At 63.9% G+C, this 21,577-nt stretch carries 24 protein-coding genes and 3 pseudogenes; 12 read left to right on the forward strand and 15 right to left on the reverse strand.

The window, feature by feature from the left end:
* Together AC1Q7Q_RS23535 and AC1Q7Q_RS23540 are read right to left on the reverse strand one after the other, a co-directional pair.
* A complete protein-coding gene (locus AC1Q7Q_RS23535; protein WP_492371754.1) occupies positions 1 to 1,257 on the reverse strand; it encodes an aromatic ring-hydroxylating dioxygenase subunit alpha in 1,257 nt (418 codons plus the stop codon).
* Positions 1,258 to 1,297: 40 nt separating this feature from the next.
* Positions 1,298 to 2,284: a 2Fe-2S iron-sulfur cluster-binding protein gene (locus AC1Q7Q_RS23540; protein ID WP_492371753.1), complete on the reverse strand. Its 987-nt coding sequence runs from the start codon at positions 2,282 to 2,284 to the stop codon at positions 1,298 to 1,300.
* 128 nt (positions 2,285 to 2,412) lie between these two features.
* On the opposite strand from AC1Q7Q_RS23540, the gene AC1Q7Q_RS23545 reads away from it, so the two are divergent.
* The 3 genes and pseudogenes from AC1Q7Q_RS23545 to AC1Q7Q_RS23555 all read left to right on the forward strand — a co-directional run bounded on the left by AC1Q7Q_RS23545 (position 2,413) and on the right by AC1Q7Q_RS23555 (position 3,996).
* Positions 2,413 to 3,315, forward strand: coding sequence for a LysR family transcriptional regulator (locus AC1Q7Q_RS23545; RefSeq protein WP_174424633.1), 903 nt, complete (start codon positions 2,413 to 2,415; stop codon positions 3,313 to 3,315).
* A 116-nt stretch (positions 3,316 to 3,431) separates the two neighbouring features.
* Positions 3,432 to 3,686: pseudogene (locus AC1Q7Q_RS23550) on the forward strand (type II toxin-antitoxin system RelE family toxin); the annotation flags it as partial.
* On the forward strand, positions 3,670 to 3,996 hold the full coding sequence (locus AC1Q7Q_RS23555) for a helix-turn-helix domain-containing protein (protein WP_492371752.1): 327 nt from the start codon (positions 3,670 to 3,672) through the stop codon (positions 3,994 to 3,996). The pseudogene AC1Q7Q_RS23550 and the gene AC1Q7Q_RS23555, both read left to right, overlap by 17 nt.
* 41 nt (positions 3,997 to 4,037) lie before the next feature.
* On the opposite strand, the gene AC1Q7Q_RS23560 is transcribed toward AC1Q7Q_RS23555, so the two are convergent.
* A complete protein-coding gene (locus tag AC1Q7Q_RS23560; RefSeq protein WP_174424635.1) occupies positions 4,038 to 4,931 on the reverse strand; it encodes a LysR family transcriptional regulator in 894 nt (297 codons plus the stop codon).
* Between the two features lie 118 nt (positions 4,932 to 5,049).
* Between AC1Q7Q_RS23560 and AC1Q7Q_RS23565 the strand changes: the two genes are divergently transcribed.
* From AC1Q7Q_RS23565 to AC1Q7Q_RS23580, 4 genes are read left to right on the forward strand one after another with little or no spacing between them, the layout of a single operon-like run.
* Entirely contained in the window at positions 5,050 to 7,155 is a 2,106-nt protein-coding gene (locus AC1Q7Q_RS23565) for an FUSC family protein (protein ID WP_492371751.1), read from the forward strand.
* The gene (locus AC1Q7Q_RS23570; RefSeq protein ID WP_492371750.1) at positions 7,149 to 7,361 is read left to right on the forward strand and encodes a DUF1656 domain-containing protein; all 213 of its coding nucleotides are present in this window, start codon (positions 7,149 to 7,151) and stop codon (positions 7,359 to 7,361) included. The genes AC1Q7Q_RS23565 and AC1Q7Q_RS23570 overlap by 7 nt, the downstream gene beginning before the upstream one ends.
* Entirely contained in the window at positions 7,358 to 8,275 is a 918-nt protein-coding gene (locus AC1Q7Q_RS23575; RefSeq protein ID WP_492371749.1) for an efflux RND transporter periplasmic adaptor subunit, read from the forward strand. The genes AC1Q7Q_RS23570 and AC1Q7Q_RS23575 overlap by 4 nt, the downstream gene beginning before the upstream one ends.
* The gene (locus AC1Q7Q_RS23580; RefSeq protein ID WP_492371748.1) at positions 8,272 to 9,723 is read left to right on the forward strand and encodes an efflux transporter outer membrane subunit; all 1,452 of its coding nucleotides are present in this window, start codon (positions 8,272 to 8,274) and stop codon (positions 9,721 to 9,723) included. Before AC1Q7Q_RS23575 ends, AC1Q7Q_RS23580 begins: the two co-directional genes overlap by 4 nt.
* Before the next feature lie 134 nt (positions 9,724 to 9,857).
* Here AC1Q7Q_RS23580 and AC1Q7Q_RS23585 read toward each other — a convergent pair whose 3' ends face one another.
* The 5 genes from AC1Q7Q_RS23585 to AC1Q7Q_RS23605 all read right to left on the reverse strand — a co-directional run bounded on the left by AC1Q7Q_RS23585 (position 9,858) and on the right by AC1Q7Q_RS23605 (position 14,718).
* Entirely contained in the window at positions 9,858 to 10,109 is a 252-nt protein-coding gene (locus tag AC1Q7Q_RS23585) for a hypothetical protein (protein ID WP_492371747.1), read from the reverse strand.
* Positions 10,106 to 11,539: a pyridoxal phosphate-dependent decarboxylase family protein gene (locus AC1Q7Q_RS23590; RefSeq protein WP_492371746.1), complete on the reverse strand. Its 1,434-nt coding sequence runs from the start codon at positions 11,537 to 11,539 to the stop codon at positions 10,106 to 10,108. Before AC1Q7Q_RS23590 ends, AC1Q7Q_RS23585 begins: the two co-directional genes overlap by 4 nt.
* Before the next feature lie 411 nt (positions 11,540 to 11,950).
* Positions 11,951 to 12,610 (reverse strand): response regulator, encoded by a 660-nt coding sequence (locus AC1Q7Q_RS23595; RefSeq protein WP_492371745.1) that lies wholly within the window; start codon positions 12,608 to 12,610, stop codon positions 11,951 to 11,953.
* The gene (locus tag AC1Q7Q_RS23600; protein ID WP_492371744.1) at positions 12,597 to 14,261 is read right to left on the reverse strand and encodes an MASE1 domain-containing protein; all 1,665 of its coding nucleotides are present in this window, start codon (positions 14,259 to 14,261) and stop codon (positions 12,597 to 12,599) included. Before AC1Q7Q_RS23600 ends, AC1Q7Q_RS23595 begins: the two co-directional genes overlap by 14 nt.
* Positions 14,262 to 14,442: 181 nt before the next feature.
* Positions 14,443 to 14,718, reverse strand: a complete 276-nt coding sequence (locus tag AC1Q7Q_RS23605; protein WP_492371743.1) for a hypothetical protein — start codon at positions 14,716 to 14,718, stop codon at positions 14,443 to 14,445.
* A 130-nt stretch (positions 14,719 to 14,848) separates the two neighbouring features.
* Here AC1Q7Q_RS23605 and AC1Q7Q_RS23610 point away from each other — a divergent pair, with 130 nt between their 5' ends.
* Positions 14,849 to 15,142 carry a hypothetical protein gene (locus AC1Q7Q_RS23610; protein WP_492371742.1) on the forward strand — a complete coding sequence of 98 codons (294 nt, stop codon included), beginning with the start codon at positions 14,849 to 14,851 and terminating at the stop codon, positions 15,140 to 15,142.
* A 232-nt stretch (positions 15,143 to 15,374) separates the two neighbouring features.
* A pseudogene (locus tag AC1Q7Q_RS23615) lies at positions 15,375 to 15,524 on the forward strand (IS5/IS1182 family transposase); the annotation flags it as partial.
* Positions 15,525 to 15,820: 296 nt separating this feature from the next.
* On the opposite strand, the gene AC1Q7Q_RS23620 reads toward AC1Q7Q_RS23615, so the two are convergent.
* On the reverse strand, positions 15,821 to 16,747 hold the full coding sequence (locus AC1Q7Q_RS23620; RefSeq protein WP_492371741.1) for a LysR family transcriptional regulator: 927 nt from the start codon (positions 16,745 to 16,747) through the stop codon (positions 15,821 to 15,823).
* A 159-nt stretch (positions 16,748 to 16,906) separates the two neighbouring features.
* Here AC1Q7Q_RS23620 and AC1Q7Q_RS23625 point away from each other — a divergent pair, with 159 nt between their 5' ends.
* The gene (locus AC1Q7Q_RS23625) at positions 16,907 to 17,824 is read left to right on the forward strand and encodes a pyridoxal-phosphate dependent enzyme (protein WP_492371845.1); all 918 of its coding nucleotides are present in this window, start codon (positions 16,907 to 16,909) and stop codon (positions 17,822 to 17,824) included.
* 28 nt (positions 17,825 to 17,852) lie between these two features.
* On the opposite strand, the gene AC1Q7Q_RS23630 is transcribed toward AC1Q7Q_RS23625, so the two are convergent.
* Both AC1Q7Q_RS23630 and AC1Q7Q_RS23635 read right to left on the reverse strand, forming a co-directional pair.
* A complete protein-coding gene (locus AC1Q7Q_RS23630; protein WP_492371740.1) occupies positions 17,853 to 19,163 on the reverse strand; it encodes an MFS family transporter in 1,311 nt (436 codons plus the stop codon).
* A 100-nt stretch (positions 19,164 to 19,263) separates the two neighbouring features.
* Positions 19,264 to 19,536, reverse strand: a complete 273-nt coding sequence (locus tag AC1Q7Q_RS23635) for a hypothetical protein (protein ID WP_492371739.1) — start codon at positions 19,534 to 19,536, stop codon at positions 19,264 to 19,266.
* Positions 19,537 to 19,612: 76 nt separating this feature from the next.
* Here AC1Q7Q_RS23635 and AC1Q7Q_RS23640 point away from each other — a divergent pair, with 76 nt between their 5' ends.
* Together AC1Q7Q_RS23640 and AC1Q7Q_RS23645 are read left to right on the forward strand one after the other, a co-directional pair.
* Positions 19,613 to 19,963 (forward strand): hypothetical protein, encoded by a 351-nt coding sequence (locus AC1Q7Q_RS23640; RefSeq protein ID WP_492371738.1) that lies wholly within the window; start codon positions 19,613 to 19,615, stop codon positions 19,961 to 19,963.
* A gap of 144 nt (positions 19,964 to 20,107) precedes the next feature.
* The gene (locus AC1Q7Q_RS23645; RefSeq protein ID WP_492371737.1) at positions 20,108 to 20,308 is read left to right on the forward strand and encodes a hypothetical protein; all 201 of its coding nucleotides are present in this window, start codon (positions 20,108 to 20,110) and stop codon (positions 20,306 to 20,308) included.
* Between the two features lie 46 nt (positions 20,309 to 20,354).
* On the opposite strand, the pseudogene AC1Q7Q_RS23650 reads toward AC1Q7Q_RS23645, so the two are convergent.
* The 4 genes and pseudogenes from AC1Q7Q_RS23650 to AC1Q7Q_RS23665 form a co-directional block, all read right to left on the reverse strand.
* Positions 20,355 to 20,621 (reverse strand): annotated as a pseudogene (locus tag AC1Q7Q_RS23650) (glycine cleavage T C-terminal barrel domain-containing protein); the annotation flags it as partial.
* Positions 20,622 to 20,712: 91 nt separating this feature from the next.
* On the reverse strand, positions 20,713 to 21,144 hold the full coding sequence (locus tag AC1Q7Q_RS23655) for a VOC family protein (protein ID WP_492371736.1): 432 nt from the start codon (positions 21,142 to 21,144) through the stop codon (positions 20,713 to 20,715).
* Between the two features lie 34 nt (positions 21,145 to 21,178).
* A complete protein-coding gene (locus AC1Q7Q_RS23660) occupies positions 21,179 to 21,241 on the reverse strand; it encodes a hypothetical protein (protein WP_370565984.1) in 63 nt (20 codons plus the stop codon).
* Positions 21,213 to 21,467, reverse strand: a complete 255-nt coding sequence (locus tag AC1Q7Q_RS23665; RefSeq protein WP_492371851.1) for a hypothetical protein — start codon at positions 21,465 to 21,467, stop codon at positions 21,213 to 21,215. Before AC1Q7Q_RS23665 ends, AC1Q7Q_RS23660 begins: the two co-directional genes overlap by 29 nt.
* Positions 21,468 to 21,577 lie beyond the last annotated feature (110 nt).

Consider the following 21,577-nt stretch of genomic DNA (forward strand, 5'->3'; position numbering starts at 1 on the left):
TCAGGCCTCCATCACGCGGCGCCAGTAGTTGTACATCCCGCGGATCAGCGTCTCGGTCACCATGTGGTCCGTGTCGCCGATCTCGCGCCCGCCGAGTTCCGCCACCGTCCGGTGGAACGGCTTTTGCTCGAAGCCTTGCTGGGAGAACTCGATCACCTCGCCGTCGTCGGCCGAGACAAAGCCGGCCGGGCCGAACAGGTTGGCCTGGCGCAGCCGGCGCCGGGTCATGTCGGCATCGTCGCCCTCGAAGCCGAAGTGCGTCCACACGAAGTTGAACGAGCCGTGGCCGGTGGGCTGGATATGCCGCGTCGACACCGAGTTGACCTGCTGCTGGATGATCACGCTGGGGAACAGCGTCATCATCACCGCCGTGGGCTCTCCCCACCAGGGTTCCTGCACCACGTCGAGGAAGCGGTCGTCATGCAGGCTCATCTGCTCCTTGAAGCTGGACACGCCGCTGGTGACATCGCCCTTGCCGCCCTGGCCGCGCGTGGAGATCATCGCGGCGTGGCGGAAATGCTCGTCCATCTTGAGCGCCGACTTGTTGTCGGCGCGCCAGAGCCCGAAGGTCACGAACCACGTGTGCAGCAATCCCGGGTGATACGGGTCTTTGATGTTCTCCTGCATCAGCTTCCAGTTGCCGGGAATCTGCTGGCGGCTATAGCCGAGGATGGTCAGCTTGCGGCCGTCGAAGACACGGTCGAAGTAGGCCAGGATGGTCGGGCCGAGATAGTCCTCCAGTGCCGGCACCTCATGGTCGAACGAGGCGAAGATCACGCCGTTGCGGCGCGCCACCTTGAGCTTGGTCAGGCCGTGTGCCTTCGGGTCGAAGTCGGCAGGCATGCCGCCATTGACTTTGCCGTCGAGCTTGACGCCGCGCCGGAACGGCACGCCGACCAGGTTGCCCTTGAGGTCATAGTTCCACTGGTGATAGGGGCAGGTGAAGTCCTTGCGGTTGCCGGAGCGCTCGCGGCAGAACTGCACGCCGCGATGCGCGCAGACGTTCTCCACCACGTAGATCTCGCCATCCGCCGCGCGGCTGGCAATGACCGAGCGCTCGCCGATGACGGTGCGCTTGAAGTCGCCGGCGTTCGGGATTTCCGCTTCCAGCCCGATATAGCACCAGTGGCCGGAGTAGAAGAAGCGCTCCAGCTCCTGCCGGTAGACGTCGTCATCGGTATAGGCCCAGAAGGGGATCCGGCTGGAGCCTTCGTCCTTCCATTCTTTTTTCTTGAATACAACAGCTTGCTCGCGCATGGTTTGTCTCCGCGATGTTCGTGATGTGGGGCTCAACGGGTCAGACGCCGCTGGCGTGGAAAGCGTCGGCATGGATGTGGTCGGGGTCCATGCCTCTTTGGCGGAGCAGGATGGAGGCGGCGTCGACCATGACCGGGGCGCCCGCCAGGTAGGCGCGCCAGCCCTGCATGTTTGCCCAGTCGTCGGCCACCGCCTTGGTCACCACGCCGCCCCGGTAGCCGTTGCCGTCGCCGGCCGATGCCACCACCACGTGCACATGCATTGCCGCATGGCGCGCCTGCAGCTCGCGCAGCCATTCCAGGCCATAGAGGTCGGCATGCGTGCGAACACCAAAATACACGTGCACCTCGTTGCGCATGCCGCCGTCGAGCATGCCGCGCAGGATCGACAGGATCGGGGCTAGCCCGGTGCCGCCCGCGATGCAGATCACGGGCCCGTCGAACTTGCGCCGCAGGTACGCCGTGCCCAGCGGGCCGGCAACGCGGATGGCGTCGCCAACCTTGAGTTCCGACGCCACATAGGACGTCACGCGCCCGTCGGGCACCAGCCGGATATGGAATTCGAGCTCGTCGGCGCCGTGCGCCACCGCCATCGAATAAGGCCGGATATGGCGCGGCGTGAACTGCAGCGTGGCGTACTGTCCCGGCGAGAAGTCGAGCGGCTTGGGAATTGCCACGCGGACCCGCTTGATGTCATGGGTCAGGTCGTCCAGGGCGGTCACGGTGCCCTTGAGGATCCTGGCGGGATGCACCACGACCTCGTCGAGTTCCGGGATCTCGATCGCGCAGCTCTCCACCAGCGTGGTCTGGCACGCCAGCACCGACTGGCCGGCGGCCATGGGCGCGCGCGAATCCTCGGGGCCGCTCGCCTGGGTGCGGCCGGCCAGGACCTTGCAGCGGCAGGTGCCGCAGCGCCCCGCCATGCAGCTATATGAGATGGGCACCTGGTTGGCCCGCAGCACGTCCAGCAGGTTGTCGCCGGCTTGCGCTTGCAGCGTCCTGTCCAATGGGTGGATGGATACTTCCATGGGGGCGTCTCCAGCTAGTTCTTCTTGGCATCCGTTTGCCGATGGGCGTATGTTGGCGCCGAAGGTAGAATTAATAAATAGAAGGAAGGTGATACGTCATATCACTGTGAGTGATAAAGGGGGCTGGGATGGAGTTGCGGGAGATCGACCTGAACCTGCTGGTCGTGTTCAATGAACTGCTGCGCCTGAGGCGGGTGTCCGCCGTGGCCGAAACGCTGGGCACTTCGCAGCCGGCCATCAGCAACGCGCTCAATCGCCTGCGCAAGCTGCTGGGCGACGAGCTGTTCCTGCGGACCTCCAAGGGCATGGTGCCCACGCCGTTCGCGGAGAACCTGGCAGAGCCGATCGGCTACGCGCTCGGCGCCATCCACAACACGCTCAATGCGCAGTCCGTGTTCGAGCCGGCCACCAGCGCGCGCGGCTTCACCATCGCCATGACGGACATCGGCGAGATCTATTTCCTGCCCGACCTGATGAAACGGCTGTCCGAGGTGGCGCCCGGCGTGACCATCAGCACGGTGCGCAACCACACGGTGAACTTGCGCGAGGAAATGGAAAGCGGCCGCGTCGACCTGGCGATCGGCTTCATGCCCGACCTCAAGGCCGGCTTCTTCCAGCGGCGGCTGTTCCGCCAGCGCTACGTCTGCCTGTTCCGCCAGGGCCATCCGCTGGCCCGAGAGGGCATGACCCTCAAGTCATTTGGCAGTGCCGAGCACGTAGCCATCGTCGCGGCAGGCACCGGGCACAGCATGGTGGACGAAGTGATCCAGCGCGCCGGCGTGCCGCGCCAGGTCCGCCTGCACGTCCCGCACTTCGTGGCGGTGGGCCATATCCTGCAGACGACCGACCTGATCGCGGTGGTGCCGCAGGCCTATGCCGAGCGCACGTTAAAGCCCTTCGGGCTGGAGACGGCGCCGTGCCCGGTGAAGATCCCCGATATCGTGATCAACGTGCTCTGGCACGCCAGGAACAATCGGGAGCCGGCCAACCAATGGTTGCGGCAAGTGGTATTTGAGGAATTTTCGAGGTAGCGGTGCGCCAAAAATGGGCCCAAGGGAGCGGTGCTTAAGGCGCACATGATCGCGCTCTTTCAATGAGAGCTTGAGTTTGTTTCTGGAAACTTATAATTGACTTATAATTTGTGCCCATGAACTCGATCAACTGGACCCTGAAAGCAGCCTGGCAACTCCGTAAGCTGGACCGCCAGCATCAACGGACTGTGGTGGATGCCGTTGGCGATCTGGCCGCAATGCCGGATTGTCAGAACGTGAAGGCCCTGACGAAGCACGACTACGGGTACAGGCTTCGGGTTGGCAACTACCGGGTTCTGTTCGATTGGGACGGCGGCATCAAGATCGTCGAAATTCAGGAAGTGAGGAAACGCGATGAACGCACCTACCAACGTCCAAGTGATCAATGGGCCGGATGGGAATCCCGCCTTTGTGGTGATCCCCTACGCAGAGTATGTGGCCAGCCACACGAGCGAGCGCAATCTTGTGCCGCATGATGTGGTTACGCGCACCGTCGGCGGTGCGAGCCCCGCCCGGGCCTGGCGGGAACACCTGGGCTTGACCCAGGCCGAGGTTGCCGAGCGTCTTGGCATCTCGCAACCGGCATACGCGCAGCAGGAGCGCAGTGACAAACTGCGCAAGGCGTCGCGCGGAAAGATTGCTGCCGCCCTTGGCATTGCTGCCGCCCAGCTGGATTTCTGACGAGGCGCATCCGCACTGGCGGCAAACGCGCCGGTCCGCGCTTACGCCCCCAGCACTTCCTCGCAAACCGAAAACCACGCCCGCGCCGCATGCGACAGGTAGCGGCCCGGCGACCAGATATGGGCGAGCGCCCAGTCCATGGCCGGCTCCGTCAGCCGTGCCACGGCGAGCTTGTCGCGGATATCGAGCTTGTCCAGCAGCGGTTGCGGCAGGAAGGTGGTGCCCAGCCCGGCCGCGGCCATCGAGGCGAGGAAGTCCCAGTGCCCGCTTTGCGCCACGATGCGGGGCTCAAGCCGGGCGTCGAGAAAGGCCTGCCGCAGTTTTCGGGTCAGGGAGAAGTCTTCGGTCAGCATCAGCAGGGGCTCGTCGCGCAGCGCGGCCAGGGTAACGGTCTTGCCCTTGGCCCAGCTGGCCTTGCGGGGGCCCGCGACCCAGATCGGGTATTTGGCGAACTCACGTGTGGCCAGTTCCAGGCCGCTGTCCCGGGGCAGTACGGTGGCGCCGACTTCGAGTTCGCCACTGGCCACTTGCTGCTCGACCATATGGCCGCCGTGTTCGGCCAGGCTGAGCTCCAGGTTGGGATAGCGCTGGCGGAAAGCGCTGACGGCCGGCGAGAAGAACAGGTTGGCCATGGGCGGAATCCCCACGGTCAGCTGGCCACGGCCTAGCGACGAGAGATCGGCCACTTCCAGCGTAAGCCGGTGCACCACGCCAAGCGCTTCCTGCCCGCGCTCATAGACCACGCGCCCCACGTCGGTCAGCCGCACCTGCTTGCCTTCGCGGATCAGCAGTGGCTGGCCGATCTCGTCTTCCAGTTGCCGCACCATCTTGCTGATGGTGGATTGTGTGACGAACAGGGACGTCGCCGCCTGGGTGAAGCTTTTCAGGCGAACGGTTTCAACGAAGTAGCGCAGGGCGCGGATGTCGATGGGCATTGGGTGCTTCCTTTCCCATGAAAAAAGCGAATGTGATTTGCAATTTTAAATCATGTGAGGAATGTCTGCCAGTTGGCTACACTTCGGGCCTACGCTCTTTCCAATGGATATTCGCGTCATGGCTAGCTGGCCCAGCGCACGACAGTGGCTCTTTTCACTGAAGGCGTTTGCCGCCTCGATGCTAGCGCTCTATATCGCGCTCGCGCTGGGTTTGCCACGCCCTTACTGGGCCATGGCAACCGTCTATTTTGTTTCTCACCCGCTGACCGGCGCCACCCGCTCCAAGGCCGCTTATCGCGTGGCGGGCACGGTGCTTGGCGCGACGGCCGCGGTGGTCACGGTGCCCTTGCTGGTTAATGCGCCGGTGTTGCTGATGGCCGCGATCGCCCTGTGGACGGGAGGCTTGCTCTATTTCTCGCTGCTGCAGCGCACGCCGCGCAGCTATGTCTTCCTGCTGGCCGCCTATACGCTGCCGATCGTGGCGCTGCCGGCGGTCAGCGAGCCGGCGCAAGTCTTCGACATCGCCGTGGCGCGCATCGAGGAGATCGTCATCGGCATCCTGTGCGCCGGCATGGTGGGCGCCATCGTCTTCCCGGCCAAGGTAGCGCCTGCGCTGCGCGCCCGCTCCGCCACCTGGCTGGCCGACGCGGCATTGTGGGCCACCGACATGTTGTCCGCCGATCCTGATGCCAATGCCACGCGCCACGGCAGCCGCCACCGGCTGGCCGCCGACATCCTCGCGCTGGACCAGCTCATCACCCAGCTCTCCTACGACACGGAAAGCGCGCACACGCTGCGCCACGCCCGCGCCTTGCGCGAGCGGATGACGATGCTGCTGCCCGTGCTGTCCTCGCTGGCCGGCGTGCTGCAGGCATTGCGGCGCCACGCCGAGGGCATACCCGATAGCCTGGCGCGCCAGATGGCCGCCATGTCTGCGTGGATTCGGGCGGGCTTCGACGGCCCGGCGCCCGCGCTGGAGCCGGAAGCGCTCCCGTGGGCGGACTATGCGCGCGCGCCGGGCTGGCATGGCGGGCTGGTCGCCACCGCCAACGATCAGCTGCGCACGCTGGCCGCGCTGTGCGAAGACTGCCACGCCCTGCAGCATGGCATTGGCGACCAGGCGGCCAGCGCCGCCGCGCCCTCCGTGCGCGCGCTTGGGCGCGGCGCCGAGCGCGCGGACCGGGCGCATCACCACGATCACGCCATGCTGCTGTTCTATGCCTGCTCCACCAGCCTGGCGGTGTTTTGCGCGGGCATGCTTTGGATCGCCTCGGGATGGGAGGACGGCGCGGGATCGGTCGCGGTGGCGTCCATCGCCTGCTGCTTCTTTGCCACCATCGAGGAGCCCCGGCCGGTCGCGCATTCGTTCTTGCGCTGGAGCGGATTCTGCTTTGCCGTATCGTCGTTCTACCTGTTCCTGGTGGTGCCGAACGCGCACAACTTCGAAACCCTGGTGGGTATGCTGGCGTTGCCCTACATGGGTATCGGCATGCTGATATCGCGGCCCGGCTTCAACCTGATCGCCATGCTGCTGTCGGTCAATACGGCGTCGTTCGCCAATGTGCAGAGCGTCTACGACACGAATTTCCTGACCACCTTCAACGGCAGCCTGGCCAGCATCGGCGGCATGCTGTTCGCGCCTTTGTGGGCCATGGCGACGCGGCCGTTCGGCGCGCGCGTGGCGGCGCACCGGCTGATCCGCGCGAGCTGGAAGGACCTGGCGCAAGCCGCCACGCGGCGCGAGCCGGACGAACACGCCCGGCTCGGCGGCCGCATGCTGGACCGGCTCAGCCAACTGGTGCCACGACTTGCGGCCAGCGATGACAAGATGGCTTCGGATGGCTTTGCCGAGTTGCAGGTCGGGTTTGGCGCGCTGGCGCTGCAGCGCAGCCTGCCCGGGCAGCGCCCGGCCGCGCGCCGCGCCGTGGCCAGGGTGCTCAACGCGGTTGCCTTGCATTTCCGCGCGCGCCTGAAGGCCGGCCACGCGATGGCGCCGCCGGATGCGCTATCCGAGCGGATCGACAAGGCGCTGCGCGAGGTGGCCATGCAAAGCGGCGCGTCGCAAAGTCCCGGCGAGCATGCGCGCAGTGCGCTGGGCGCGCTGATTGCGTTGCGGGTCACGCTGTATCCGACGCAGACGCAGGCACTGCCGCAAGCCGCGGCGCCGCAGGTGCAGTTGTCGCGGGCCGTGCCAATCCCGTTACGCGCGGAGCCCCGATGCTAAGCGCGGAAATCGATCTCTACGGCGTCTTCGTGCCCGGCTTGCTGGCGTTGATGCTCCTCACCTTCGTCATCACCGCCTGCCTGCGTGCGGCCCTTGCGCGCGCGGGCTTTTACCGGCTGGTCTGGCACCGGTCGCTTTTTAATCTGGCTCTTTACGTCATCGTGCTGGGTGGCGTGGCCGCCATGGCCCGCTGGCCGCAATCATGAAATTCAAGTTCCGTTTGCTGGTCCCCGTGATGTTGACGCTGCTGGCCACCGTGGCCGCGCTCTTTGTCGGCAAGCATCTGTGGGATTACTACACCGTGGCGCCATGGACGCGCGACGGCCACGTGCGGGCCGACGTGGTGCAGGTTGCGCCGGATGTCTCGGGGCTGGTGACGCAGATACTCGTCAAGGACAACCAGCGCGTGCGGCGCGGGCAGGTGCTGTTCGTGATCGACCAGGACCGCTACCAGCTGGCGTTGCAGCAGGCCATGGCGAGTGCCGCCGCGCAGCGCGCCACGCTGGCGCAGGCGCGCCGGGAGGCCATCCGCAGCCACGCCTTGTCCGAGGTGGTTGCCACCGAGGTGGTGGAAGAAGGGCAGGCGCGGGTGCAGCAGGGCGAGGCAGCGCTGGCGCAAGCGGAGGCGGCGGTGGCGCTGGCCAGGCTCAACCTCGCCCGCACCCGGGTGGCCAGCCCGGTGGATGGTTTTCTCAACGACCGCCTGCCGCGCCTGGGCGACTACGTGGCTACGGGCCGGCCGGTATTGTCGATGGTCGACCTGAACTCCTTCCACGTCGAAGGCTATTTCGAGGAAACCAAGCTGGGGGGCATCCGCATCGGCAACCCGGTCTCCGTGCGCATCATGGGCGAGCGCACGATCCTGCACGGCCATGTGCAGAGCATCGCCGCCGGCATCGAGGACCGCGACCGCAGCAATGGCGCCAACCTGTTGCCCAATGTGAACCCCACGTTCAACTGGGTGCGGCTGGCGCAGCGTGTGCCGGTGCGCATCGCGCTGGACGATGTGCCGGCGGATGTGCGGCTGGTGTCGGGCCGCACGGCGACGGTCTCCGTGGCCCAGCCACGCAAGACCATCGCCGTGCTGCGCGACGAGACCACGGAGGAGGGCGCGCAATGAGCAAGCTCAGCCTTGCCCTGCTGCCAGCACTGGCTCCGTTGCTGTTCGCCTGCACCACCGTGGGCCCTGACTACCACGTGCCGGAGCAGGCGGCCGTGCGTGCGCCCGAGGCCAACGGCCCCTTGCTCGGCACGGAGGGCCCGGCCGTCTCGGTGGCGCCGGTCCCGGACGACTGGTGGCGCCTGTACGACGACCCCAAGCTCGATGCACTGGTGCAGCAGGCGCTCAGCGCCAATACCAGCCTGCGCGTGGCCGCCGCCAACCTGCGCCGGGCGGTGGCGGCCTATCACGAGGTGGAAGCGGAGAACCTGCCGCAGGCGGCCTTCTCCGCCAAGGCCGAACGCGCGCAGATCGCGGGCGAGAGCTTCCTGCTCAAGGAGAAGGTGCCGGTCTTCAACCTGGGCGATGTCGGCTTCTCGGTGTCGTATCTGGTGGACTTCTTCGGCAAGCTGGCCCGCGCCGACGAGGCCGCGCTGGCCAGCGCGCAGGCAAGCCAGGCCGCGCTGGACATGGCGCGCGTGAGCGTGGTCGCGCAAACCGTGCGCGCCTATGTGCAGGGTTGCGCCGCCACGCACGAGCTGGCGGTGGCGCAGCAGCAGCTCGCGCTGCAGACGCGCGGCGTGGAGATCGCCGGCAAGATGGTAGCCGCCGGCCGTGGCCAGCCTGCCGACATGCTGCGCGCCCGCGCGCAGGCCGAGACCTTGCGCGCGGCATTGCCGCGTTTCAAGGCGCAGAAGGAGGGCGCGGCCTACCGGCTCGCCGTCATGCTGGGCCAGCCGCCGGCAGCGTTGCCGCAAGCCGTATCCGAATGTCATGAGGAGCCGACGCTGCGCCAGGCGATGCCTGTTGGCGACGGTGCCGCGCTGCTCAAGCGCCGCCCCGATATCCGCCAGGCGGAGCGCGAGCTGGCAGCGGCCACGGCGAAGATTGGCGTGGCCACCGCCGATCTCTATCCCTCGGTCCGCATCGGTGCGTCGGCCGGCCTGAGCGGCATCCTGAGCGATCTCGGCACCGGCCCGACCGCGCATTGGGGCATGGGCCCGCTGATCACCTGGAACCTGCCCACCAATGGCGTGCGCCCGCGCATCCACGGCATGGAGGCTGGCGCGGACGCGGCACTCGCCCGCTTCGACGGCGTGGTGCTCAAGGCGCTGGAGGAGACGCAGAGTGCGCTAAGCGCCTACACGCGCGAGCTGGAGCGCAACCAGTCCTTGCGCGTGGCGCGCGACGATGCCAATGAGGTTGCACGCCAGCACCGGCTGCTGTACCAGTCCGGCCGCGTGCCGTATTTGTCCAGCCTGGATGCCGACCGCACGCTTGCCGGGGCCGAGGCAGCACTGGCGGCGTCGGACAGCCAGGTGGCCCTCAACCAGATCAACCTGTTCCTGGCGCTGGGCGGCGGCTGGCAGAACAGCCCGAAGGTGGCAGAGCGTGCCCCGATGGAATAGGGTTTGACAAAGACTACCCTCCACTTGTCTGCGGCACGGAAATGCGTACTCTCCGCAGAATCTGCTCTGTCGAGTGCTCGGGATGCTTAGCGGAATCCTTCATTTGCTGGAACTTTTACCCGAACATAGCTCAGTCAGCGCGTTTCCATACGATTTTCCGGGTTCCGCCCGTTGCCACCAATAGTTAAGTATCCCTCTGGTGCAGGGCCGTAAGGCTCCGATGGCTTGTCTGCGTCAATACTCCTGACCGACACCAACGTCCAGCCACCAATGAGTTGCTGTCTCAACGAGCTGGACTTTTCCGCCACAGAGCATGACAACATCACTGGCAGCAGAATGCTCACCAGCCATACGATGCCGTGACGTTTGGCAATGAATGTCGTCATAGCGTTTTCCGTGAGCATCTGAACGTTGAACTGACTTGTCGCCAGCACGCTATGATCGAATCGGCGGAACGATCGATATCCTCTTCGGTCGTCGCCCAGGAAATGACAGAGAAGCGCATCACAAGACGATCATGCCAGGTAGCCTCGGCAACGTAGCAAGTCCCTGCAGCCTGGATGTTTTCGATGGTGGCCCTTGTCAAATGATCACGGCGCTCAAGTGGCTCCCCCACGCCGAACTGTACGACAAACTGATTCAGCTCCACCTGATTGAGTACCGCCACACCGGCTTCGGATGTCAGGCGCTTCGCCATGCGTCTGGCGAAAAGACAGTGTCGTTCGATCATTGCCGCAATGCCACGCCGTCCGAACGCGCGGATAAGTGCCCAGGTCGCGAAGCCGCGCGCACGTCTTGAAAGTTCGGGTACGTAGTGAAAGGGCTCCCTGCATTCCCCGCCTGCTGTCGGCAGATAGCTCGCTTCGTACGCCATCGCGCGCCGATGGGCATCCGAGTCCCGGACGATCGCGTACCCACAATCGTAGGGTGTCTGAAGCCACTTGTGGCCATCGGTCGCCCAGGAGTCCGCTTGCTCAACGCCTGCGGTCAACTGGGCTAACGCCGGGCACGCGCGCGCCCACAAGCCAAACGCACCGTCGACGTGAAGCCATCCACCATAGCGATGAACGACGTCCGCAATTTCATTGAACGGATCGAATGCACCTGTGTTGATTTGACCGGCCTGCGCGATGACGATGAGCGGCCCGCCGCACAATGCCAACGCACTGGACAGGGCGGGAACCAACATGCGGCCTGCATCATCCGTCGGGATTCGCATGACACGATCGTGGCCAAGTCCCAGATAGCGCAACACGGCAAAGATCGCGGCATGCGCATCGTTGCCGATGCATACATTGACCGGCGGCGCGCCGAACAAGCCATCTGCGTCGGCATTCCAGCCCGCCAGGCGCAATACTTTGCTCCTCGCCGCAGCGAGGCAAACGAAACTTGCCATCGTCGCACCCGTCGTGAAGCCTATCGAGCAGTCCGTGGGTAGCGCTAGCAAATCCAGAAGCCATGCTGACGCGACTTGCTCGGCGACGGCACCTGCGGGGGACCCGTGGTAGCTCCCACTGTTCTGCCCCCACATACTTGTCATCCAATCGACCGCTACGCCGACTGGATGAGAGCCTCCCATGACCTTTGCAAAGAACCGAGGCCCTGCCGCCCCCATGAGGCCGGCATCTACCCCTGCGGCCAGTTGCTTGATGACTTCGGTAGCTGTCACCCCTTCTTCCGGCGTTGGTACGTACAACGCCGCCCACAATTCTTCGAAGCTAGCTGTCGCCGCGGGGTGTCGGGACGCGCGGGAGTCATGAAAAGCGAGGGCCCGCGAATACGCCTGATCGAATGCGGCGCGAAACTCGTCTGTCATGGTGCCCCCCTTGCGCGTCAAGCCTTTTATTTATAGCCGCTGGGGAATGCAAATTATAGGCAATTCTGCCCGCCAGGAATGTTGGGTATTGGCCGATGCAGCCGCCCAATCCGGCGACCGTTTTCGACCGAGGCACGGTCAGTTGACAGCCAATAGCGAATGACGTTTCCCGACTGCGGATTCAACCGGTCGAGCCGTCAGAAGTTCAACGGCAGGTTTGAACCCCACACCGGACACGTTCGAGAGGGAGACGCACACGTGCCTTGCTTCGTTTCGTCCATCTGGCCTGATATTTGTTAGACATTGGCGCAGCACCTGCCATCGGCGCCGTTACCGAAGTGATCGTCCTCCTGAGAAAAAAATGCTTAAAGGTCTCCGGGGGGGGGCTTATTCGGTGCGGCGGACTCCGCCTTACTGGCCCTCGATCCACTGAATGGCGAAGCGCATCAGCTCCTTGCCGCTAGGAATATCCAGCTTTTCCTTAATGTTGGCCTGATGTGCCTCGATGGTCTTGACGCTCCGACTCAGTTTCTCGGCGATCTCGCGGGTGCTGAAGCCGAGTCCGATCAGGTGCAGGACCTCGAACTCCCGTTCCGAAAGGCTCGCGATTGAGCCCGCCGGAATCTTCTGGGGAACCGTCAGAGTCCGCGCCAGCTTTTCATGCATTGCGGCGCTCAGGTAGATATTGCCCGCCAGCACCTCGCGGATGGCGTTCATAATCTGCTCTGTGGCCTCGAGTTTCATCAGGTACCCGTTTGCTCCGGCCCGCAGCGCGCGTTCGGCAAACAGGGTTTCGTCATGCATGCTGAGGATGAGGATTGCCAGCTTTGGATAGTGTTGCCGGAGCGTCTTGACAAGATCCAGACCGGAGTTCGAGTGCAGACTGAGGTCCACAATGGCCATATCAGGCTGGCAGGCCATCACCGCCAGGGCATCTTCGGCACTGCCGGCCGCACAGCAGACGTGCAGATCCTCATGCAGATTCAGCAAGTGTGTTAACCCCTCCCGGACGATGGGGTGGTCATCCACGATCAGGATCTGAGTCGCGTGGCCCGGGCTAGATGGCTTCATGTCCCGGACTCTCTGGTATCGGATAGCTGATGGCAACCGTGGTGCCGCCCAAAGCATTGCGGGTGACCATGCAAGAGCCGCCCAGGAGGCTCGCCCGGTGGCGCAGGCTGTGAAGTCCCAGTCCCGAAGCACGCTCCATTTGTTCCAGATCGACCCCCATCCCGTCGTCACTGATGGAAAGCCTCTGCATGCCGCCGTCGCGCTCCAGGTCGATCCAAATGTGGCGGCCCTGGCTATATTTCAGCGCGTTATTGACGGCTTCCTGTGCCGCACGGTAAAGGTTAATCTGCATCGGCGGATCCAGTAAGTCCACATTTGACTCGATGCGGAGCGTGCAGCCTATGCCATTCAGCGCGCGGGTCGTCTGCGCCAGCCCTTGCAAGGCGACCGTGAGGCCACCAGATTCCATGGCGACCGGGTCCAGGCCATGGGCAATCTTGCGGGTCATCAAGGACGCCTGCTTCACCAATTCGACGATGGTAGCCGCCTTCGCGGCGGCTGGGTGGCTATGCTTCTGTAGTTCTTGATTCAAGGTGGCGCAATAGAAGCCCAAGCTGGTGAGGTGCTGCCCGAGGCCGTCATGCAGTTCTCGGCCGATGAGTCTTTGCTGCTGATCGCCGAATCGGATCAGTTCTGCTTCCAATAGACGACGTCGCGCCATCTCCTGCTTCAGTTCATGGTTTGCTAGCTGCAAGTCCTGGGTTCGCTCTTGCACGCGTCGTTCCAACTCGACATGGGATGCCAGCAGGAGGCTATGGATGCGCTTTTCCTGAGCATGTGCCGCCACCAGCAGCAGTCCGGTTACTGCCACGACATTCGCGAAGGCGCACCATCTCACGAGGCTATCCACCGGAGATTCAGCGGCAAAGGGACCGGTGCCGTTCGTGGTGCCCCAGATGGCCACGATTGAGGCCAGCAAGGTTAGGAGGCTGGTGCCCAAGTGATCGAAGCGCAGAGCCGCCCAGATAATGAACGGAAAAATCGCCAGGGCTGCCGGATAGTAGCTGTGCCCGGCAAGTTCGGTGGCGCCGAAAATGACGTAACTCACCCAGAAGATCGCAACGGTCAGTCCGCACGCTTCCACGGCCTGCTTTGCGGAGCGGATAGGGCTCGGATACGTGAACAAGCTGAGCAGCGGCGGGGCCACCACGAGCACCCCCATCATGTCACCGAGCCACCATTTCACAAAGGCCGCGCCGTACTCGGCGACTGACACCAAGCCCCCTCCAAAGAGGGCGGTCGCACCGATCAGCGCACTCACTGCCGTGCTGACAGTCGCAGCCAGGATGATGAAAGCTAACACATCCTTGATGCGGTCCAGGGTGTTCTGGAATCGGGCTACCCGCTTTAACAATAATGCAGCCGTCAAGGCTGCAGTCGTCGCGCCCAGGCCAATCACCGCGGCCACTGGCAGGGGCACCCCCGCCGACATGTTGGCCAAAATGGAACCAATGGCAATGCCGGGGGCAACGGCGAAGCCCATAACGAGCAGCGCAACGAGGGCGATGCCGCTGGAAGGCCACACCAGGGACACCGCACCGCCCACTACCGCATAAGCAAGTCCCAGCTTTGCACCTGCGTAGTACGCCAATGCGACAAATCCGGTGTGAACGAAGAGGCTAAGCCTCGAGTTGCTCGGAATGATGACCATGGTTCGCTTCAAATTCTGGGGACAGTCCCTGCCACATCCAGCCGTTTTCTCGTTAGCCGCAGTGACAATACGCTTGCGAAAGTTGGTGTCCGATGCACCTGTGGCAAATCACGAATTTGCCCCGAATCGGTGCTAGGCGAAGTGCTGGGACGATCCGTTGAATTCACCCTATGAATCTACGTCAGAACTCTCCTGTGCGGTAAGCGTAGCCGATGGATTCGATGAGATACAGCCCGGGTTGGACGCCAGATTCCGTATGAGCGCGAGCATTGTCGTGCCGGGTTTCGGGTCCTCGGCCAGAATCCAGGCGCAGTTGGCCCTTGGCACCCGGATGCGGTCGACGTCGTATCACCCGCAGATTGCTCAGGACAGATAGCACATGCAGTTGCGCATGGGCGAACGGATCGCTCCCCTCGCCATGCAGCAATGTACGCGGCTGCGTGACATCGTTGACCATGGCTGCCGTGCCCAATAGGGCAATCCCCTAGGCCCTTTTCGGAAGAAGACCTTATTCATGCGCTTGCCTTCAGCGCATACATTGGAGTCGTACAAAGTGGCGGCACTGGAGCGAAAAGGAATGCGTCTCGGTGTTCTTGCAACCACCTGAAAAGGAGGTGAAAGAAATGGTAAAAACAGTCTTACTGCTCGCTGCGGCGGGTGCGGCGCTTGGCGCCGGCGTAGCCTATGCCGGCATCGGGGCGCGAGATGTCTACACCGACGGCGCCAGTGTGTTGGGGCCGCGAGACCCATACTCAGATGGGGGGATGAGCACAAAGTTTGATGTCTATTCAGATGGGGCGAGAGTCACAGATAGACGAGACGTATTCACCGATGGCGCGAGAATCACCAACCGCGATGGGCTGGTTGAGGACAGCATGTAAGCAACGGCAGAAGGGTCCGCAAAAGAACACGTCGTCAGCGCTCAGCGTTCACCGCCGCGAATCAAGCATCTCCCCCGAATAACAGCCTCGGGGGATTCCTTTTTTTACAGCGCCCCCCCCCGGAGACAGGTCAAACCAGCAGACCGCTAGCGTTTGCGGCGTGCCTATTTCGTCAGTTACTGCACCAAGCTGTTGCAGGACTGAAACAGCTTGTGCGGTGAGCCAAGCCACTTGTGGCTCCGGAATGAGTTGCTGGCGACTGCTGCACGCGTGGCAGAAGCCCGGCGTTTGGGATCGTCTCCACCAAGTGTTGTTGGCCATGTTACGTGCGGTGGATAGCATCGACGGGTCACGTGTGATCGCCGATTCCTCTTCCGTTCGTGTATGACTGCTTGATGAAAATCGCAAGCCTTCGTATTACCGCATGATTCCGCTAGAGGAAGGAAGCGGCTACGTGCCATACCCGCTTGCGCAGAAGCAGAATGGACGCAGGCAAGTTCTGATTCTTCCTGGGGGCGCGCAAATCTCGCAAGCCATGTGCGACACGCAGCAGGTGGTGCCGGACACCTGGAGTCACCGGCGTATGGTTGCCGAGAGAGCCTGGAGGTTTTTACGATCTGTATTCCTCCGGGGCAGGCAGAGCACAGGATCAGCGAGGCACACTGAGTGGCTGCGGCCCTATGGCTTGCCGCGTGCGTGTTTTGCCTTGGTGCCGGTGACATGCCGGACCGATTCGATAAAGCGTTGCACGCGTGGCGAGCGGTGCGCTGCCGAATATACGAACTCGATATCGACACCATCGGTCAGGTCGGCCAGCGCGATGAAGGCGATGGTGGGCGGCGCGTGCAGTTGTGAGCTGGCGGGCACCAGCGCGCAGCCCATGCCGGCGGCGACCAGCCCCAGGATGGTTGGCGTGTCGGTGCCGATCTGGACGATATGCGGCGTGAACCCGGCCTTGGCGCACGCCGCAATCAGCAGGCTGTGCTGCGCGCTCGACTTCTCGCGGTTGAACCACACAAAGCGTTCGCCGGCGATGTCGGCCAGCCGCCGCGCGCGCTTCGCCGGCGAGACATGCTGCGCCGGCACGGCCAGCACAAAGCGCTCCCGGTACAGGGCGATGCCGCTCAGGCTGGCATCGTCCGGCGTGCGCCAGGCCATGATGCCGCCGTCCAGCTCTTCGCCGCGGATTGCCTGTGCCTGCTGCAATGACAACAGCGGCTCGATGGAGAGCAGGATCTCCGGGTTGTGCTCCCGGAAGTGCGCAAGAATCGCCAGCGTCACCGGCGAGGCCAGGTAGCTGGGCATGATGCCGAGCGAAAAGGAGCCGGTCTGGCCCTGTGCAATGCGATAGGCCCGGTCGCGTGCCTGTTCCAGCTGCAGCAGCGACTGCTTCGCGTCGTGCAGCAAGCTGGTGCCGGCATCGGTGAGTTGCACGCCCTTGGCATGCCGCTCGAACAACGGGGCGCCGATCACCCCCTCCAGATCCTGGATCTGCCGCGACAAGGCCGGCTGCGTGATGTTCAGCGCCCGGGATGCCGCGATGATGCTGCCTTCTTCCGCGACGGCGATGAAGTAGCGCAAGTGCCGCGTTTCGATGTTTCGCATGCTCTGCCAGTTGCCCTCTGAATATTGCTATGCCTTGCAAGTATAGCTTTCGGGATTGATAGGCATTTGACCGCATGGGCGGCAGGCTTCTAACATTCAAGGTTCTTCATGCCAGAACCAAGAAGCGCCACCATGCCCCATGCTGAAAATGCCCTGCCCGTGAGCCTGCACATCGTCACCCCGCTGCTGCGATCCACGTCCTACTCGGCACGGCTGGGGCGCTCGGTGTGGTTCAAGATGGAGGCCTTGCAGCCCCCGGGCTCGTTCAAGGCGCGCGGCGTCGGCCATGCATGCCAGACCTACAAGGAGTGGGGCGCAAAACGCTTCGTGTGCTCGTCGGGCGGTAATGCGGGCATTGCCGTCGCCTACAGCGGGCGGCTGCTTGGCGTGCCGGTGACCGTCGTCGTGCCCGAGACCACCTCGGCCGCGGCGCGAGAGCGTATCGCGGCCGAAGGCGCCGATCTGGTCGTGCACGGACGCGCATGGAGCGAGGCCAACGATCACGCGCTTTCGCTGATGCGCCCGGAGTATGCGTTTATCCACCCGTTTGACGATCCCCTGCTGTGGGAAGGCCACGCGACGATGATCGACGAGGTGGCCGCCGCCGGCGTCAAGCCGGGCGCGGTGCTGCTATCGGTAGGCGGGGGCGGCTTGCTGTGCGGCGTGCTGGCCGGGCTGGAACGCAATGGCTGGCACGATGTGCCCGTCATCGCGGCCGAGACCGTTGGCGCGGATTCCTACGCCGCCTCGCTGGCGGCCGGCGCGCAGGTCGAGCTGCCCGCCATCACGAGCATCGCGACCTCGCTGGGTGCCAAGAGCCCTTGCGCCAAATCGCTCGAGTGGTCAAAACTGCATCCGATCGTCAGCGAGGTGGTCACGGACAAGGAAGCGGTGGGCGCGTGCCTGCGCTTTTTGGCCGAGCACCGGATCGTGGTGGAGCCGGCATGCGGCGCGGCGCTGGCCGCGCTGGAGCGCAAGCCTGCCGCGGTGACGGCGGCGAGCGACGTGCTGGTCATCGTCTGCGGCGGCGCCGGTGCCACGGCCGAACAGCTGCAGGCCTGGGATCGCGCCGCCTGACCGAAGCCCGGTGTATGGCCCTGGCGCCTCAATACTCGTGGCGCAGGTGCCTGGCCTGGCGCGGCAGGCGCAGGCTGACCCCGAACGCCAGCGCCATCATCGCCGTCACATACCAGTAGAACACCGATTGATGGCCGGCTGACTTCAGCGCCAGCGCCACGTACTCGGCCGAGCCGCCAAAGATCGCATTGGAGATCGCGTACGCAAGCCCCACGCCCAATGCGCGCACTTCCGGGGGAAACATCTCCGCCTTCACGATGCCGCTGATCGATGTGTAGAGACTCACGATTGCCAGTGCGATCGAGATCAGCACGAAGGCCGCGAGCGGCCTGGAGACAATCTGCAGGGCGCTCAGGAGCGGCACGGTGGCAACCGTCCCCAGCGCGCCAAAGGCAAGCATATTGCTGCGCCGGCCAATGCGATCGGACAATGCGCCAAACAGCGGCTGCATGCACATATAGACAAAGAGGCAGCCGGTCATCACCGTGCTTGCCGTCTTGATGGACATGCCGGCGGAGTTCACCAGGTACTTCTGCATATACGTGGTGAACGTGTAGAAGATCAGCGAGCCACCGGCGGTATAGCCCAGTACGGTAAGGAACGCCGCCTTGTGATGCCGGAACAGCGCGGCGAGGCTGCCTGCCTCCTTGTTGCCGCGCGTAGCCGCGGATGACGTTTCGCGCAGCGTGCGGCGCAATGCCAGTGCCACCACGGCGGTGAGCGCGCCGATCACAAACGGAACGCGCCAGCCCCAGCTCCGCAGCTGCGCCTCATCCAGCAGTTGCTGAAGCACCACCACCACCAGCACGGCCAGCAACTGGCCACCGATCAGCGTGACGTACTGGAACGATGAGAAGAACCCGCGCCGCCCCTTGAGCGCGATCTCGCTCATGTACGTGGCCGTGGTGCCATATTCCCCGCCGACCGACAAGCCTTGCAGCAGCCGCGCCAGCAACAGCAGCGCGGGCGCCCAGTTGCCGATGGCGCCGTAGGTGGGCAGGCAAGCGATCAGCAGCGAGCCGAAGCACATCATCAGCACCGAGATCAGCATCGAGTTCTTGCGTCCGTGGCGGTCCGCAATCCGCCCGAACAGCCAGCCGCCGATCGGCCGCATCAGGAAGCCCGCGGCGAAAACGCCGGCGGTATTCAGCAGTTGCGCAGTGGGGTCGGACTTGGGGAAGAACGAGGGGGCGAAGTAGATGGCGCAGAACGCGTAGACGTAGAAGTCGAACCACTCGACCAGGTTGCCGGAGGATGCGGCAACGATGGCGTAGATGCGCTTGCGGATGTCTTCAGGGGAGGGCCGCTGGAGCGGTGCAGGGCGAGGAGAGTCTGTCATTCGGGGGCGGCCGGGAGTGTTCTGTTTCTTGTGATGGCAGTCTGGGGCCAGGGGAAGGGCGTGCAGAGTGTACCCATGCCATACGCGCGGACAACATGATTTAAAGTCGCGCGGGCCAGTCGGGTTTTGCATGCGCCGATGCGGCCATGGCGCGATCCATCACCGTACACGCGCGGCTCGTGCGGTTTTGTGTTGTGAAAAATTCGACTGGAAGTGAGACGTTTAATTCATCCCAGGAATGATTCGCCGTGGCTACACTGTGTGCTTGTACCGCGCTGCTCAACGCATCGAACGCATCGAACGCATCGAACGCATCGAACGCATCGAACGCATCGAACACGCGGTGCAGATCAAAAGGCGAAACAGACGACATGCGGGACGCAAGAATCCGCCTATCCCGCTCCACACCCAGTGGAAAGTGCCGCCCAATCTGGAATTAAGCAGCAATCATGAATAAGAAGCGCTTCACGACCCTTGTTTCCGCAGCCGCCTTCGGCGTCTGCCTCCTGGCCGCAACGCAAGCCGGTGCAACGGGTCCGAAAGATAGCACCAACGCCGGCGACAAGTACGGCTACGCACTCCACAATGGCAAGCGCGACCCCTTCACCGACGGTGCCCGCGTTGGCGACCGCCGCGATCCCTTCACCGATGGCGCTCGCGTTGGCGACCGTCGCGACCCGTTCACGGACGGCGCGCACGGCAGCGCAGCTGCGGCACTGAACCTCGCCGGGCGCGACCTGACCGGCGTGTCGGCCCCGCCGGCGCATGGCGCGGCTGACAACCGCCAGGCCAGCGCCTGATACAGCGCTGCCGGTCCGGCCCCGGGACCCCTCCACCCACGGCCGGACCGGCAAGTATGCAAATATCAAGATCCTCCACGCAATGTCATTGCCATTGCCATTGCCATTGCCATTGCCATTGCCAATTCTGTCTCAAGACAAATCATGAAAACCATCGTGCTGGCGCTGCTGAGCGTCACGACCCTCGCTGCCTCGCTGCCCGCCTTTGCCGGTCCCGACTGGAGCGTTATCGAACGCGCGCGCGCCCAGAAGCAGGCGCAGGCAAAGCAGCAAGCGCAGACGCCTTGCGCACTGAAGTCCAACCAGGCAACGGCCACGTCCGGCCCCGACGGCAAGCAAGGCTGAGCCTTACCGTTATCGCTAGTTATCGCTCCCCCGTGGGCCGGCTCTGCAGCAGCGCCATGCCCACCGGGCAACCGAGCGTATGCCCGAAGGCCGCCGAGGTGACAAAGCCCGCCGGGCGCACCGCGCCGCCGCCCGCGCGCAGCTTCAGCAGTGCCTCGCGGCCACGGAACGGGATCGGCTTGTCGAGCTTGCAGGCGAAGGATAGCCCCGCCTCGAAGGGGTTGATGTCGGTGGTCAGCTCGCAGCTCCAGGCGCGGTAGCCTTTCTCGATGCGCAGGGATTCGATGGCGTAGTAGCCGGCGTTGGCCAGGCCAATAAAAGACACAATATGCAGCATAACGAGCAATGAAAAAAGCCACGCCGGAATGACCGGCGTGGCTTGGCTCAGTCTGATGCAGCGCGGCTCAGGACTCCAGGACGATGACCATCCACATCAAGCCGAAGCGGTCGGCCGTCATGCCAAAGCGTGGCGAATAGAAGGTCTTGCCCAGTGGCATCATCACCTGGCCGCCCTCGGCCAGGGCGTTGAACACGCGGTCGGCGCTGGCCACATCGGGCACGGTCACGGACAGCGAGAAGCCCTGGAAATCGGGCTTGCCCGTGCACCGGCCATCGGACATCATCACCGTGGTCTCGCCGATGCGCATGGACATGTGCATGATCTTCTCTTCGGTGCCGGCCGCGGGCGCGCAAGCGCCTTCGGGCGGGGGAGACTCCGGCGGAGGCGCCTCCTTGAAGCGCATCATCATGACCACCTCGGCGCCGACGGCGCGCTTGTAAAACTCAGCCGCCTCCTCGCAACGGCCTTCAAAGAACAGATAGGGTTGGACTAGCATCTTGTCTCCTTTCCACTTCCAGGGTTGAAACGCGTCAGGGGTTGAAACTCACCGGCATCGATGCGTGCTCATGCACTACCAGCCATCGGCCAGCGATCTTGCGAAAACAAATGGTGGCGCGCACCCAGGGTCCGCAAGTGCGCGGGCGGCGCCACATCGAAGATGACCACGTCTTCAGCATAGTTGCGCATCATGGCAACGGCGTCTTTCGCGCGCATGGCGTTGACCCAGGTGTCGACCAGGGCACGCACTTCGGCTTCGCTGGCAAGGTGCGAAGAGGACGAGGGCGAGGGCGACGAGGGGGACGATGTGGAGTTTGCCATCCTTGCTCCTTGAGCGACGGGGGGCCGCAGGGTCATGGCGACGATCCGGTCAATCATTGTGTACACTGTCCACTACAATAGTAAAGAAAATGGACGCTGTCCACATGGTG

It is taken from the genome of Cupriavidus sp. GW823-FHT07A04 (assembly GCF_058794615.1).